At 34.1% G+C, this 16081-nt stretch carries 12 protein-coding genes; all 12 read right to left on the bottom strand.

All coding sequences use genetic code 11. The features are described 5' to 3' along the window. Nucleotides 1-18: 18 nt before the first annotated feature. Nucleotides 19-3546: a single-stranded-DNA-specific exonuclease RecJ gene (gene recJ / locus KBI38_02530; protein MBP8628939.1), complete on the bottom strand. Its 3528-nt coding sequence runs from the start codon at nucleotides 3544-3546 to the stop codon at nucleotides 19-21. A 67-nt stretch (nucleotides 3547-3613) separates the two neighbouring features. Further along, nucleotides 3614-4132 carry an SMC-Scp complex subunit ScpB gene (scpB, locus tag KBI38_02525; GenBank protein MBP8628938.1) on the bottom strand — a complete coding sequence of 173 codons (519 nt, stop codon included), beginning with the start codon at nucleotides 4130-4132 and terminating at the stop codon, nucleotides 3614-3616. Beyond that, entirely contained in the window at nucleotides 4132-4848 is a 717-nt protein-coding gene (locus tag KBI38_02520) for a segregation/condensation protein A (protein ID MBP8628937.1), read from the bottom strand. Before KBI38_02520 ends, scpB begins: the two co-directional genes overlap by 1 nt. Further along, the gene (gene trpS / locus KBI38_02515; protein MBP8628936.1) at nucleotides 4848-5837 is read right to left on the bottom strand and encodes a tryptophan--tRNA ligase; all 990 of its coding nucleotides are present in this window, start codon (nucleotides 5835-5837) and stop codon (nucleotides 4848-4850) included. The genes KBI38_02520 and trpS overlap by 1 nt, the downstream gene beginning before the upstream one ends. A gap of 16 nt (nucleotides 5838-5853) precedes the next feature. Beyond that, a complete protein-coding gene (locus KBI38_02510; GenBank protein ID MBP8628935.1) occupies nucleotides 5854-6468 on the bottom strand; it encodes a site-2 protease family protein in 615 nt (204 codons plus the stop codon). Nucleotides 6469-6592: 124 nt separating this feature from the next. Then, a complete protein-coding gene (locus KBI38_02505; GenBank protein ID MBP8628934.1) occupies nucleotides 6593-7837 on the bottom strand; it encodes a methionine gamma-lyase family protein in 1245 nt (414 codons plus the stop codon). A 2-nt stretch (nucleotides 7838-7839) separates the two neighbouring features. Then, on the bottom strand, nucleotides 7840-9642 hold the full coding sequence (gene hflX, locus KBI38_02500; protein MBP8628933.1) for a GTPase HflX: 1803 nt from the start codon (nucleotides 9640-9642) through the stop codon (nucleotides 7840-7842). 61 nt (nucleotides 9643-9703) lie between these two features. Beyond that, complete coding sequence (plsY, locus tag KBI38_02495) at nucleotides 9704-10297, bottom strand: glycerol-3-phosphate 1-O-acyltransferase PlsY (GenBank protein MBP8628932.1); 594 nt, start codon at nucleotides 10295-10297, stop codon at nucleotides 9704-9706. A gap of 12 nt (nucleotides 10298-10309) precedes the next feature. Then, entirely contained in the window at nucleotides 10310-11635 is a 1326-nt protein-coding gene (der, locus tag KBI38_02490) for a ribosome biogenesis GTPase Der (protein ID MBP8628931.1), read from the bottom strand. Nucleotides 11636-11655: 20 nt separating this feature from the next. Further along, on the bottom strand, nucleotides 11656-12966 hold the full coding sequence (locus tag KBI38_02485; GenBank protein MBP8628930.1) for a DUF512 domain-containing protein: 1311 nt from the start codon (nucleotides 12964-12966) through the stop codon (nucleotides 11656-11658). 49 nt (nucleotides 12967-13015) lie between these two features. Next, on the bottom strand, nucleotides 13016-14068 hold the full coding sequence (gene fni, locus KBI38_02480; GenBank protein MBP8628929.1) for a type 2 isopentenyl-diphosphate Delta-isomerase: 1053 nt from the start codon (nucleotides 14066-14068) through the stop codon (nucleotides 13016-13018). A gap of 3 nt (nucleotides 14069-14071) precedes the next feature. Continuing rightward, nucleotides 14072-16060 carry a bifunctional 4-hydroxy-3-methylbut-2-enyl diphosphate reductase/30S ribosomal protein S1 gene (locus tag KBI38_02475; GenBank protein MBP8628928.1) on the bottom strand — a complete coding sequence of 663 codons (1989 nt, stop codon included), beginning with the start codon at nucleotides 16058-16060 and terminating at the stop codon, nucleotides 14072-14074. Nucleotides 16061-16081: the final 21 nt, after the last annotated feature.

Here is a 16081-nt window from a genome sequence, read left to right as displayed (position 1 = left end):
TCATCTGCCATAATCTAACTACAAATCTTTCGGATAAATAGGCTTATTTATCCACGATAAAATTTCATAAGACTGCGCTTTAGTTATTTTATCAGCAAATTCCAAAAACTCAGTTTTTTCGTAAACACCTTCTAAATAAGTAGCGGAATCCTCTAAGTTTAATTTTTTGTCAGGAATAGTGTTAAAGAATATTTTCCGCCTAACGCCAAAATTTTCACGCCACAATAGCCCTATTTCTTCCATAATCTTTAAACAGATAGCCACAGCCTTATCACTAATATTCTCCTTATGCTTTAACATAAATTTTTCAGCTATTTCATGATTCGTTAAATCTGTAAATTCAGCTTTTATCAAGTCTTTTAATAATAGAAAAATTTTGCCGATTAAAGTTCGATCAGGTGCTTTATCCTTTAATACTAAATTATTCAAACTAATATCATCTTTACCAAACAGCAAGTGAATAAAACTTTCTTTCCCATCTCTACCAGCTCGACCACATTGCTGATTAAAAGTCGTGGAATTAAACGGCAAATGATATTGAATTATATTTCTTACATCAAAAAAATCTACACCTTCACCAAAAGCACTTGTTGCTACTAAGGTTTTAACTTCTCCAGTTCTAAACCATTGTTCAACTTTTAGCCGCCAATCTGCCGAAAGCCCAGCATGATAAAAAGCAATTTCATCCGCATTAACATTACACAAGCTTCTTAATTTAACAGCAATATCTACTGCTTGTTTACGACTATTAACGAATATTATATTTTTCTCATCTCGTTGTACTAATTCTTTAATATAATCTATTTTATCAGCAATATTACGCAAATCAACAACATTTAAATTTTCTCGCACATTTTTATCAATAATAATTTCATCAATGCTAAACCTTTTTTTTAGCTCTGTTACCATCGCAGGGCTCGCAGTAGCAGTCAAGGCTAAGACTACTGGATTATTAAAGTAATTTATTATTCTTTCTAACCTTTTATAAGCAGGTCTTACAGTATCTAAAATATGATGACACTCATCAATAACTACTAACCCAACTTTATTGACCGGAATATTAATTTTAGCTAAATTTGCTTCCAAAAACTCAGGGGTAGTTAACAATATATCAACTTTATCATTACTTAACGCAAAAAACAATTCAGCTCGTTCTTGTAAGGTTAAGCTTCCATTAGCTTTAACTATTTTTAGATTTAAGTCTTTTAATAGTCGGTTCATATTGATAAATTGATCATTTACCAAGGCTCGCAGTGGGTATATTATTATAGTTGTTTTGTGGTTATTATTAGCCAACAAGGTTGCTTTTGCTTGAAAAATTGCACTTTTACCGCGTCCTGTCCCCATTATCGCCAGCACATTTTTACCCTTGTCCAATAAATCTATGGCTTGCATTTGGATCGGATGAAACTTTAAGCTACCTAGCAAAATTTCATTAATTGTGCTTAAGTCAATTTTTTTATTATATCTTAACTCAGTTAACTCACATTTATTAACCAAGATATTTACACCGTTATATTGATTTTCAGTCCCCGTTATATTGGTTACAACCGCCTCATATTTTACCCCTTCAGATATTGCTTCCATTAGCATTTCCGCTATTTCGCTTCTTAAATAGCCTAATACCCCATAAGGACTTACAACCTTTATCGCATTGGAATCGAATTCATTATCATTCTCATTAATTAATGCTAATTTATCGCCGATTTTTATTTTAGCAACTAGTTCTTGGCGATTTTCAAAAGTTATACCTACGATTTTTGTAAAGAATTTATCAAGTTTGTTTATAGTTTTTCCTTCAACAGAACTATTACTATATAAATTATTAATATCATTCTTTACATTATATTGGTATTTTAAATCCAATATTTTTAGCTGAATACTTTTTCTATCTTGCCATTCATTATATTCAGGATAAAAAGCGATATTTATTTTATCTTCATGACTAAAAACGTCAGCTATTGCTCCTAAGTTCCAAGCCAAAGCCTCTAATTCTTTTCCATTGGTTCCAACTTTAAATTTTAAATGTTTACCGTCCGCTCCGATTTTTTTCGCTTCTCTTATTAAAACTTCACTACTAACAAATACCGGTTTAGGGTTACCCATACCAAAAGGTTCAAGCATTGTTAAATCATTTAGTAGTTTCTCAGTTATCCCTTCGCAATAAATTTCAGTATCAAGCTTAATTTTGGGCTTAAAGTCATCTATCGTTAATTTCATTTCGGCCAATTTATTTATTTTAAGCCGAAACTTCGCTATGTTTTCAACTTTAATCGTTAAACCAGCTGCCTGTTTATGACCACCAAACTGCACTAACAATTCACTACATTCATCAAGGGCTTCATATATATTAAAGCCTTCAATACTACGACATGATCCTTTGCCAACCCCATCTTTTTTGCTAATAATAACAACTGGACGATAATATTTTTCCACTATTCTCGAAGCAACAATGCCAATTACCCCAGAATGCCAATCACTACCAGCAACAACAATAACCTGATCTTGATATAAATTGCCATTTATTATCATATTATCAACTTTTTCTAAAATATCTTTTTCAGTCCGTTGCCGATTATTATTTTCGTTTTCCAACACAATTGCTAGCTCTTGTGCTGTTACTAAGCTTTCAGTAGTTAATAATTTGACGCCAATTTTAGCATTATCCATTCGCCCAGCCGCATTCAAACGCGGTGCAATAATAAAACCAATTTTCCCCGCATCAATTTTTTTGTGAGAAAGTCCTGAACTTTGTAGTAAGGCTTTCAATCCAACATTGGAGGTTGTTGTTATTTCTTTTAAGCCTAATTTTACAATAAGTCTATTTTCACCTAAGAGTGACACAATATCTGCCACCGTTCCGATTGCTACTAAATCCAAATATTTCATTAAATTTTCTTTTTTTAGCTCCAACCATAAAGCTTGACATAACTTAAAAGCGACGCCCACTCCCGCCAAGTTTTTTTCAGGATAAGTACAGTCAACTTGCTTCGGATTTATTATTGCAAAAGACTTAGGTAATACTTCTGGCGGCTGGTGATGATCAGTTATTATTATATCTAGCTTATCACTGATTGCTTCAACTTCTGCCACAGCACTGATTCCACAGTCAACAGTAATTAAAAGACTACTCTTATTATCATAAATAGCATTTAAAGCCTCACTATTTAAGCCATACCCTTCACTTTGGCGTTCGGGAATATAATAATCAACCCTTGCCCCTAAATCTGTTAAAACCTTAACCATCAACGAGGTTGAGGTGATACCGTCTACATCATAATCACCATAGATTGTAATTAGTTCGCCTGCGGTAATTGCTTTGATAATTCGCTCAACTGCCACCGCACAATCTTTTAATAAGAACGGATCATGAAAATTAGCTGCATTTACTTCTAAAAAATCCTTTATTGTTTCAGCTTGATAAAATCCACGATTAAATAACACCTTAACTACCGCTTCTGAAAGATTAAATAATGTTGCTATTTCTTTAATTTTTTCAGGAGCTGCTTCTACTGGCAATTCCCATTTTTTCTCCATTTTCAACATTATTAACCCCTCCTGTTATAATTAAAGCAATAGAAAAGCCCGGAAAAACCAGGCTTAAAAAATAATCTTATTTTTCTTCTAACTCCGGCAATTCCGGTAAATCTTCTAAGCTCTTTAAGCCAAAACATTTTAAGAAAACTTCAGTGGTTCCATAAATTATTGGCCTACCAATTGCCTCTTTACGTCCTAACTCTTTAATAAGGTTACGCTCCAACAAATTAGCAAGAACTTTATCTACTCTTACACCTCTAATAGCTTCAATTTCTTGTTTCGTTATCGGTTGCTTAAAAGCAATAATTGATAAAGTTTCTAGTGCTGGGATTGATAACTTATTTTCTTTAATTTGCACTAATTTTTCTAAAAATCCAGCTAAATGAGGCTTAGTACAAAGCTGATAACCGCCGGCAACCTCAATAATAGTTAAACCGCGTTCTTGCTGATTCATATCCTGGATAAGTTGAGCCAGTAATAACTTAACATTTTCCTGATCAACTTCCAAAATTTCCGCAATTCTTTTTAATGATAAAGGATCACCATTAACAAATAGCAAGGCTTCTAAATTACCCTTTAAATTAGTATAAAACACTAATTAATGCCTACCTCTCTAAGCAAAATTCTAATATTAGCAAATTGATATTCTTGCTTTATTAAAATTTTTTTTAGTTTTATCAGTTCTAATAATGCTAAAAAAGTAGTAATGATTTCATCTTTAGTGCCAGCTCTAGTTATCACATCGTTAAACTCAATTTCACCGCTACTTTTTCGTAATAACAAAATGACTTCTTTCATTTTATCTTGAACTGTAAATTCTTCGCGTTTGACAATCGCAAATTCTTCAATACCAGCTTCCCATAAGGTCGTAAAAGCCGTTAGCAGTAATTCCACACTTAAATCTTCCGGTGGCAAATATTGCAAAACTCCTTTTTCCGGTTTACGAAATAAATATTGTGAATGCTTATCAGCTAATGTTTCAAGCTGACTGCTTACTTCTTTAAATTTACGATATTCAATAAGCTTATCTACCAATTCTTGCCTCGGATCCTCTTCCTCTTGGCTTTCAGTTCTAACCACCCGTGGCAACAATATTCTTGATTTAATTTGTAGTAAAGTTGCAGCCATCAGTAAAAAATCACTGGCAATTTCAACATTAAATTCCTGCATTTGTTCCAAATAGTCCAAATACTGTTTTGTTATTATTGCAATTGGAATATCATAAATATTTATTTGACTTTTTTCAATTAAATGCATCAATAAATCCAGCGGTCCTTCAAAGACTTCTAGTTTCACTTTATAGGCATTCATTATTTTAAGTTCATCGCCGCACGAACCTCAGCCATTGTACTTGCTGCAACTATTCTTGCTCGTTCAGCACCATATGCTAAAATTTCTTTAACTTTTGCAGGATTTTTCTCATATTCAGTTCTTCTAACATGCATATCAGCTAAAATTCCAATCATCACATCAGCTAAGCGATTTTTACACTCCACACAGCCCATAGTGGCTTCGCGACAAGAACAAGATATTTCATCGCATTGCATCGTATTAAATATCTTATGAAATTTAAAAACAACACAAACATCTGGATCACCGGGATCAGTTTTCTTTACGCGTTTAGGATCTGTCACCATTAATCTGATTTTAGCTTTTAACTCATCCGGACTAGCCGCAAACGGGATCTCATTGCCGTAAGATTTGCTCATTTTTCTGCCGTCAACGCCAGGTAACAGCGAAGCTTTACTTAGTTTAGCTTGTGGCTCCACAAAAACCGGTTTATATAGATTATTAAATCTTCTTACAATCTCTCTTGATAATTCTAAATGTGGAATCTGATCCTCACCAACCGGCACAGTATCAGCTTTATACAAAATAATATCAGCAGTCATCAATTCCGGATAGCCTAAAAAGCCATAAGTATTGATGTCCTTACCTTGATCACCTAATTGTTGTATTTTATCTTTATAAGTAGGCACTCTTTCTAGCCACGACAACGGCGTCATCATTGATAACAGCAAGTGTAGTTCTGCGTGTTCCTTAACATCAGATTGTATGAAAATAACATTTTTCTCCGGGTCAAGACCGGCACTAAGCCAATCTAATGCCATATTGTGAATATGCTCAGGTAATTTACTAGTATCTTCAAATGAAGAGGTTAAAGCATGCCAATCCACTATCGAAAAAAAACATTCATATTCATCTTGTAAATTAACCCAATTTTCCAATGCTCCAAGATAATTTCCTAAATGAAATTTTCCGGATGGTTGCATCCCACTAAAAATACGTCCCTTACTCATTAAAAATCTCCTCTGCTTATAAAATAATATTAATCATAGTGTTAATCATATGTAAAAAGACTTTACTGATTGGAGAAACAATAAAACCAACAATACCAAGGTATACTAAGCCAATTAGAACAAAAGTTCCATACCGAGCAAAATTATTATATTCATAGGCATATTTTTTCGGCAAATAATTCGACAATACCTTTGAACCATCCAAAGGCGGTATTGGTAATAAATTGAAAATTGCAAAATAAATATTATAGATACAAGTTAATGTTAAAATTTGATTTAGCGCATCAACATTAACTCCAAATTTATTTACTAACGCATAAACTAGTCCTGCAGTAAATGCCATTAAAATATTAGAACCAGGACCAGCTAATGCTACCCACATCATATCCTTATCCCAATTTTTAAAGTTTCGAGCATTTACTTCTACCGGTTTCGCCCAGCCAAATTGTACTAACCATAACATAATCAGCCCAATCGGATCCAAATGCGCAATGGGATTTAAAGTTAAACGGCCTTGAAATTTCGGTGTAGGATCACCCAGTGCAACGGCCACTCTGGCATGAGCATATTCATGTATAGTTAATGCAATTAACAATGCCGGCAAACGAAAAATCATATCTGGTCCAAACATTTAATCATCCTTTTCCTTATAAAAATAAAAACATATAATCATTATACTAAAATTATCCTAAAATATAAATACATTTATTATTTAATAAGCATCTGAGTTTCCAATAAACCCAGATGCTTAACTATTATTTTAAATCTTCAATTGCTTGGGCCGCGCCCATCATCCCAATAATACTATGTTCAAACGTTAACCCGCCTTGTAAATAAACAATATAGGGTTCTCTAATCGGACCATCAGCACTAAGTTCAATTGATGCCCCTTGGACAAAAGTACCGGCCGCCATAATAACTTGATCACTATACCCTGGCATATCCCACGGTTCCGGACTAACAAACGCATCTACCGGTGAATATTTTTGTAATCCTTGGCAAAATGCCACCATCTTTTCTTTCGAACCAAGCTCAATTGCTTGAATAATATCACTACGTTGTTCTTGTGGTAACGGCACAGTATTATAACCTAATTTACTGAAAAATACCGCTGCAAAAACTGCTCCTTTTATAGCTTGCGCTACAATATGTGGTGCAATAAATAAACCTTGAAACAATAGTCGATTATCTACTAACGAAGCCCCCAGCTCATCACCAATCCCCGGCGCCGTTAAACGATAGCCTGCTAATTCTACTAACTCCGCTTTGCCAACAATATAACCCCCGGTTGGTGCAATCCCGCCACCAGGATTTTTAATAAGTGATCCTGCCATAATATCAGCACCAACTGCCGTTGGTTCGATCACCTCAACAAATTCACCATAACAATTATCAACAAAACAAATACAATCACTTTTTACGTTTTTAACCTTTTGACAAATTTCCTTGATTTCAGCAACTGTTAAAGGAGCTCTCATACTATAACCACGCGATCTTTGAATTAAAACCATTTTAGTATTTGGTTTGATATAATCTTCAAACTTATCAATTTGAACCTTGTCATTGAGCATTGGAATCTCAGCATAACTTACCCCAAAATCTTTTAAAGATCCACTTACTTTTTCTTGATGACCAATAACTGTTTGCATTGTGTCATAAGGAGCTCCAGTTATTGATAAAAGTTCATCGCCTGGTCTTAATATACCAAATAACACTGTTGCTAAGGCATGTGTCCCAGAGACAAATTGTGTTCTAAATAAAGCTTTTTCAGCACCACAAATATCAGCCCAAACCGCTTCAATCTTTTCTCTTCCTAAATCATTATAAGCATATCCTGAGGTTGTTTTAAAATGCAGTTCTGAAATCTTGTGTTTACGAAAAGCATTTAAAACTTTTAATGTATTGACTTCAGCAATATTATCAATACTATGAAATAAATCAAAGCATGCTTTAACTGCCTCATTTTTTTGTTGTAAAATATTTTTTGAAAATGGCTCCATCCTTAATCTTCTCCTACTATATATTCAGTAAATTTATTAACATATTCTTTCGGCAAAATAGTCTCTAACAATGTTCCGGCTTCTACATACTCACTGCTAGCAACAGTACCTAGCGCATACACTTGAGATAAAACGGCACTTTTGTCATAAGGTATTAATAGTTTCAACTTTTTTTGTTGTTCCGCAAAAAAAGTTTCTATTAAGTCCATTAAATTTTCTAGCTTTTGACCATCTTTCGCCGAAATAGCAACACTGTTATGATATTGCAATAATTTATTTATCGTAATTTCTTCATCGATCTTATCAACTTTATTAAAAACCAAAACAGTTGGTTTATCAACAATCTTCAATTCTTTTAAAACACTAATTACCGCTTGCATTTGCTCTTCATAATTTATATGGCTAGCATCGATAACATGCAGTAATAAATCGGCAACTTTTACTTCTTCTAAGGTCGCTCGAAACGCTGAAACTAATTGATGTGGTAATTTTTGAATAAAACCAACAGTATCGGTAAGCAATGCCTCCTGACCATTAGGCAAGACAATCTTACGTGTTGTCGGATCAAGCGTCGCAAATAATTTATCTTCCGCTAATACCTCCGCTGCTGTTAATTTATTAAGTAATGTCGATTTACCGGCATTGGTATAGCCTACCAATGCAATAGTTGGAATATTACTGGCTATGCGATTCTCGCGGTGTAACTGCCGATGTTTCTTTACATTTTCAATCAATTTTTCAATATCATTAATTCTCGATCTAATACGACGTTTATCAACTTCTAATTTTGTTTCGCCAGGGCCTCTTGTACCAATCCCACCGCCCAGCCTTGATAGCACTAAACCTTGTCCACCAATGCGTGGCATCTTATATTTTAATTGTGCCAATTCCACTTGCAACTTACCTTCATGAGATTGTGCCCTTTGGGCAAAAATATCTAAGATTAATTCGGTTCTATCAATAACTTTTGCACCAAGAACCTGTTCTAAATTCCGTTGCTGCGAGGGACTTAGTTCATCATCACAAATCACTAAATTAGCATTATGTTCTTGCACTAACAATGATATTTCTTGTATTTTACCTTTACCTAAAAACAACGCACTATCAGGTTTATCCCTCTTTTGATAAGTCTTAGCTACAACCTCTGCCCCTGCTGTTTTCGCCAATTGTTTTAATTCTTCCAACGAATCTTCTATTGACCATAACCCTTTGCCTTGGTCAATTCCAATCAATACAGCTTGTTCCTGTTCTTTTATTAATATAGTTTTATTATTTGCCGTTAAATTTTTATCAATTAAAGTAGTTAGATAGGTTAAATTAATTTTGCTTACTTCATTTAAGCTTGTTTTTTCTAGCCCTTGCACTTTAAATTGCTGATTTTCATCGATTTCACCGGTTAAAAAACCTAAGCTTATTTCAATATCATTATGCTGTGCTAAGGCAACCATTAAATCAAATTTCATTTGCCTTAACGCCGATATGTCAGGAGTACTTAAGGAACTATCGCCGTTAGGATGAGTATGAATACATCTTATTCCAGATAAGCGATACAATGATTTGCGTCCTTCAATCTCCGGCAAAGCCGCCGTACTAATATCGCCGACAGAAATTTGCACAATCTTTCCCCGTCTATTTACATATACAACAATTTCGCGATTAATTCTATTGGTTAAATCTATTAATAATTCAGCTAATTGGTTGGTTATTATTTGTCCAACAGGAATATCAATTTCCGCTAATGCTTCAATCTCACTTATCACAGTTTTTCGTAAACCACTAATATCACCTTTAACCACATTAACCACGCTCCTTCACCTAATATAAAAATAAAGGGCTATAAAAGCCCTATATAATTTATTGTTTAAATCATTTTTTTGAATTTATTTTCAGCTCCGTACCATTTATTAAACGATATATATTTTCTTTATGCTTATAAATAACAAATATTGCTGCCAAAACAGCAAAATATAAATATTCAACGGCATAATCAAAATAATATGTCAGCACCGGTACCATAAATGCTGCTACTACCGAAGCCAAAGAAACATATCTTGTTACAGCAGTAATAGCAATCCATAATATCAGTACTATCGCCGTAACTTTTGGAACAAGCATCGCAATAACGCCAAGACCGGACGCCACCCCTTTGCCACCTTTAAATTTTAAAAATAACGACCAATTATGTCCAGCTATCGCAAAAATTCCGCCCAAAATAGCATAAAGTGGCACAGTTTCATTAAAACTTAACCCTAACCATACGCCTAAACTTCCTTTAAAAGCATCTGCTAAAAATATTATTAAGGCCGGAACTACTCCTAAAACCCGATAAGCATTAGTCGCTCCAATATTTTTACTACCATATTCTCGCAGATCTTTATTATAAAAAGTTTTACCGATAATCAAGCCGAATGGCACTGACCCGATAAGATAAATTAAAAATGAAATAATTATAAATTCCATTTTAGCAAACCTCTAATCTTCATCTTCATTTCGTCCACGAACAATTAATTTTAAAGGAGTTCCTTCAAAACCGAAACTTTCTCTTAATTTATTTTCTAAAAATCTCAAATAAGAAAAATGCATTAATTCCGGATCATTGACAAAAAATATAAAGGTCGGTGGTTTTATATCAGCTTGAGTTGCAAAATAAATTTTCATTTTTCTGCCACGATGAGCCGGTGGTGGATTAATGGTTATCGCATCGCTGACTACTTGATTTAATACACTAGTTTGAATTCTCATCGCTTGTTGCTCTGCCACATATTTTACTAAGTCTGTAACTCTATTTACACGTTGTTGTGTTAACGCTGAGGTAAATAAAACCGGTGCATATTGCATGAAAATCAATTCATTTCTGATTGTTTCTGTAAATCTTAGCGATGTCTTACTATCTTTTTCAACTAAGTCCCATTTGTTAACAACAATTACTATCCCTTTTCCAGCTTCATGGGCATAACCGGCAATTTTTTTATCTTGCTCCGTTACGCCTTCTTCTGCATTTATCACCATTAAAACAACATCAGAACGATCAACCGCTCTTAAAGATCTAATTACGCTATAACGTTCAATCGGCAAATCAATTCTTGATTTTCGTCTCATCCCAGCGGTATCAATTAATAAAAATTTTGTATCATCTTTCATAAAATGCGTATCAATTGCATCTCTGGTCGTACCTGGAATATCACTGACAATAACTCTGTCTTGACCGATTAATCTATTAACCAAAGATGATTTCCCAACATTAGGTCTACCGATTACAGCAATACTAATTTGGTCTTCATCTTTTTCTTCATGGGCTTCTTTCGGAAAAGCTTCAATAACCTTATCCAATAAATCTCCTAAATTAAGTGCATTAGTAGCAGAAATAGGAATTGGTTCTCCTAATCCTAAATTGTAAAATTCATACACATCGTGCGCATTGCTAGGACTATCAATTTTGTTAACAGCCAACAATACCGGTTTTTTACTGCTACGCAGCATATGACCAACTTCTTCATCGGCATTAGTTAAGCCGGCTTTACCATCAACCACGAATAAAATTGCATCAGCTTCTTCAATCGCTAATTGTGCTTGATGTCTCATACATGTCAAAATATGATCGGTAGTTTCAATTTCGATTCCACCGGTATCAATCATAGTAAATTCTGTGTTAAGCCATTCTGCATCCAGATAAATTCGATCTCTTGTCACTCCCGGAATATCTTCAACAATCGATACTCTTTTTTTACCAATTTGATTAAATAAAGTTGATTTACCTACATTAGGACGACCAACAATAGCTAATATCGGTTTACTCATTTTATCACCTGTTTCCTTATTTATTTCCAATTCAATAAAATATCTTTCAATTCCGCGCCAGACGAAGCAACTTTAACCTTAGTCTTTAAATCTGTTTCCAAGTCCTGCAAGCTATAGTCATCTAAAAAAACATCCTCATCATTACGTAAAGCAATTCTAGGAATTATAACTCCGGTTCTATTACCATCAACACTTTTTAGCTGTTGAGAAATATCGTTACCGGTTAATAAGCCTGAAACATTTATATTTTTACCAAAGAAATTATTTTCAATACTTACTACTCGTAAATTTAAATTATTGACCTTTAGTTCCGACACTAAATTTTCTAATATTTGCTGTGCTGATTTTCCACACACAATATCTAAGTATATCGGTTCTTGATAATCATTGCAATCACTATTATCTACACTGTCCCACTCATCAATAAAATTTCTCACTAAACCAATACCGTTTTCCAATTGCGGAAAGCCATCATACAGTTCAGTCTCTGGAATAGGCATCTGTGCCAACAAATAAAACTCATCACCTAAATATACAAAAGAATGTCCATGTTTATTACGGTTTTTTTCTTGATAAGTGCGGACTACTTTAACAATATCCTGCGCCTGTTCTTTAGTGAATTTTTCTAATTTATAACATTTTTCACGATATTTAGTTAGCCCCACCGGTACTATCGCTAATGATAACACCTGCGGTTGTAAAGCCACTAAATCACTAATCGTTTTTTCTAAATAATCAGCATCATTAACCCCTGGACATAATACAACTTGAGTATGAAGCTCAATATCGGCTTTTATTAAAGCATTAATATTATTCATAATATTAGCTGCATTTTTATTATTTAACATCTTTGCTCTTAATTCACCGTCAGTAGTGTGCACTGAAACAAATAAGGGCGACAGATGTAATCTTTTTATTCGCTCCAGTTGTACCGTACTTAAGTTTGTCAAAGTTATAAAATTACCATATAAAAATGACATCCGATAATCATCATCTTTAACATATAATGTTTTACGCATTTTGGGCGCCATTTGATCTACAAAACAAAATATACATTTATTCGCACATTTTTTGATTCCATCAAAAACAGCACTTTCAAATTCGACTCCTAGTTCTTCATCATAATCCTTATCGAATTCAATTATTTCTTGTTCACCATCAGCTTTTTCAATTAACAGTTCTATTTCTTCATCCGCTAACGCAAAGCGGTAATCAATAATATCATTTAAAGCTTGTCCGTTAATTTCTAAAATTTTGTCGCCAACTTCTAACCCTAATTCAAAACCTAGACCGTCTTCATAAACTTTTGTTATTATGCCACAGTTTGACAAACAACTCACCTCTCTATTTCTAACATAAGCCCAAAATGATACTACACTTTTATCTGCCGGCAAACCCTTTAAGGTCTATCCCTCTTAACTCCAGCCACTTACCAGTATTGCCATTTACGACAAACGGCTTATTTTTGAGTTTCTGCAAGTTATCTGCACCCATTAATAGCATATATTTTTTAATATCTTCTAATAATTCTTCCACCCAATAAATGGTTTTTGTAACACCATCATTACTGATTTTTTCAACAAAAGGCTTAGCAATTCCAACCGCACTAGCTCCAATAGTCAAAGCTTTTACAATATCAAGACTCTTTCTTATCCCGCCTGAAATTATTAACTCCATCTCCGCAGTTAAAACCGACTTAACTTCTAAGGCACTAATTAAAGTTGGTATGCCCCAATTAAGAAAGTCATTGCTAATTTCATTTTCATTGCGCCTCGCTTCAATAGCAATAAAGTTAGTCCCACCTTTACCACCAACATCAAAGATTTTAGCTCCAGCCGTAATTAATTTTTCTGCTTGCTCTTTAGCAATACCACAGCCAACTTCTTTTATAATAACCGGAATATCAACTTCTTTGATAATTGACATTATATTAGCAAAATAATTTGCAAAGTGGCGATCTCCTTCCGGCATTATTATTTCTTGTCCAACATTCAAATGAATTTGCAACGCATTTGCTTGTATCATTTCAATCGCATTTTTAGCATCATCAACTTTAGCATACGCTCCTAAATTAGCAATAACAATTCCTTCTGGATTAGCTTCTCTGACAATTTCATAAGAAGATCGCACTAATTCATTTTCAATGCCGGCATATTGAGAGCCCACCGCAATTGCACAATTAGTGGCCTTAGCCACTTTAGCTAAACTTTTATTAATAGTTAGTACGTCATCCGCACCACCGGTAATAGCATTAATAATAATTGGATTATGTAAGTTTAAGTCAAGTAAATTACTGTTTAAAGAAATATCCTCATAATTAAATTCTGGCATGCAATTATGTATTAATTCCATATCATTAAAAGAATTATCGCTAGGACCATCCGGTAAAAGCATTGCATATTTTAAATGATCAAGTTTTCTTGATTCTCTCATCTTCTATTCACCAATATTCTTAAACAAATGAGCAAATCGATCTCCTAAGGTTACGGACTCATTTTTTTCTTGTGTTGTTAAATATTTTTCAAATTCTTCACGTTCTTTATCACTTACTATTTGTTTTACACTAAACGCTAATTTTTTATTTTGTTGATCAATGTTTATTATTTTGACATTGATTTTGTCACCGATTTTAACAATTTCTTCAGCCTTATTTATTTTTTTATCACTTAATTCACTTAAGCGAATTAAGCCTTCTAAACCATTTTCCAGTGCAACAAACACTCCATAGTCCATTATTTTTTTAACTTCCGCCGAAACAATAGCGCCTTGTGTTATTGCTTGCACCTTTTCAAACCAAGGATCTTGCTGTACATCTTTTAAGCTTAGACCAATTTTTTGTTTTTCTTTGTCCATATTTATTATTGAAACTTTGACAACGTCACCTTCAGTTACAACCTGTCGAGGATTCTTAACTCTATTCCAAGACAATTCTGAAACATGAATCAACCCATCAATACCACCTAAATCAACAAAAACACCATAATCAGTAATCCTTTTAACTTCACCCGTTACAACTTGATTTATTTGCAATTCACTAAAAATTTTATCTAATTCTTGTTGTCTGGCTTGTTCCAAAAGAACTCTTCTGGAAAACACAGCCTTCTGGTTTTCTTCATTAATCTCAATTGGCATTACCTCAAAAGACTGTCCTTTAAACTGGGATAAATCTTCAACTTTTTTAATATCAATTTGCGACGATGGAATAAAACCAGTTATACCAGCAACAGCAATTCTTAAACCACCCTTAACAGCCTCAAGCACAATAGCATTAAAGACAGTTTTAGCCGTTAGTGCCTCTTCAAGTTTGCTCCAAACTTCTACTTTATCAGCTTTAATCTTCGATAAGGCTACGCCATGTTCACCACCTAGTGACAGCACCAAAACCTTTATTTTATCGCCACACTTAACAACGCCACTAGTATTTTCTGGCACTGGATAAGCTAGTTCCGCTAACGAAATAAACCCTTCTGCTTTGTAACCGATGTCGACCAAAACTTCTTTATCTCGAACACTTACCACTAAGCCTTCCACTATATCGCCAACATTGATGTTTTTAAAATAAGTATATTCCACATTTTCAGTATTTTCTTTAATAGCATCGCCTTTATTCAAGCATTGGCAGACTTCATTAATAACCCAATCAGGCGTAGATGCTCCGGCCGTAACCCCAACATGCGCAATGCCTTCAAACCACTCCGCTTTCATTTCTTCTACCGTCTCAATGTGGTAACACTTATCACAAACTTCCTTACACAACTCTGCCAAACGACCAGTATTAGCAGAGTTTTTACCACCAACTACTAGCATCAACTCAACTTGCTTCGCTAAAGCAATCGCTGATTCTTGCCGTTGAGCCGTAGCATTGCAAATAGTTCGTTCAATTTTTATCTCAGTAGCTTTCATTATTAACACACTGACAATTTCTTGAAAAGCTTTCGCTGAAAAAGTTGTTTGTGCCACAATGCCAATTTTCCCTTGTGCTGTATAATTAATAGCTTGCGCTACCGTTTGTATTACCGTAGCTTTGCCTTCTGCCCATTCAAAAATACTCTGCACTTCCGGATGTTCTTCTTCTCCGATAATAATTATATTATAGCCTTCTTCTAATAATTTATGAGCGGCCATCTGAGCTTTTTTAACATGTGGACAAGTTGCATCAACAATATTTAAATTTTTAGCCTTAGCTTCATTATAAATTGTCGGGCCAACACCATGTGAGCGAATAATAACAGTTCCTTCATTTATCTCACTTAAAGAATCAGCCATAATAATACCATCTTTTTCTAATTTTTTCACAACTTGCGGGTTGTGGATAATCGGTCCTAAGGTACGAGCTTTTTCCATTTCACGACAATCTTCTGCCATTTTTACAGCTCTTTTCACACCATAACAAAAGCCTCTATGTTCTGCTAAACTTATTTTCATAATAATATTATTAAACTAATG

It is taken from the genome of Negativicutes bacterium (assembly GCA_018052945.1).
Taxonomy (GTDB): Bacteria; Bacillota; Negativicutes; order JAGPMH01; family JAGPMH01; genus JAGPMH01.
Note: the sequence above shows the minus strand (reverse complement) of the source record. Positions and strands in the feature narration are given on the sequence as shown.

Coding starts and splice junctions, on each gene's coding strand:
- recJ (MBP8628939.1), bottom strand. CDS start 3,546: ATGTTGAAAATGGAGAAAAAATGGGAATTGCCAGTAGAAGCAGCTCCT.
- KBI38_02520 (MBP8628937.1), bottom strand. CDS start 4,848: ATGAATGCCTATAAAGTGAAACTAGAAGTCTTTGAAGGACCGCTGGAT.
- trpS (MBP8628936.1), bottom strand. CDS start 5,837: ATGAGTAAGGGACGTATTTTTAGTGGGATGCAACCATCCGGAAAATTT.
- KBI38_02510 (MBP8628935.1), bottom strand. CDS start 6,468: ATGTTTGGACCAGATATGATTTTTCGTTTGCCGGCATTGTTAATTGCA.
- KBI38_02505 (MBP8628934.1), bottom strand. CDS start 7,837: ATGGAGCCATTTTCAAAAAATATTTTACAACAAAAAAATGAGGCAGTT.
- plsY (MBP8628932.1), bottom strand. CDS start 10,297: ATGGAATTTATAATTATTTCATTTTTAATTTATCTTATCGGGTCAGTG.
- der (MBP8628931.1), bottom strand. CDS start 11,635: ATGAGTAAACCGATATTAGCTATTGTTGGTCGTCCTAATGTAGGTAAA.
- fni (MBP8628929.1), bottom strand. CDS start 14,068: ATGAGAGAATCAAGAAAACTTGATCATTTAAAATATGCAATGCTTTTA.
- KBI38_02475 (MBP8628928.1), bottom strand. CDS start 16,060: ATGAAAATAAGTTTAGCAGAACATAGAGGCTTTTGTTATGGTGTGAAA.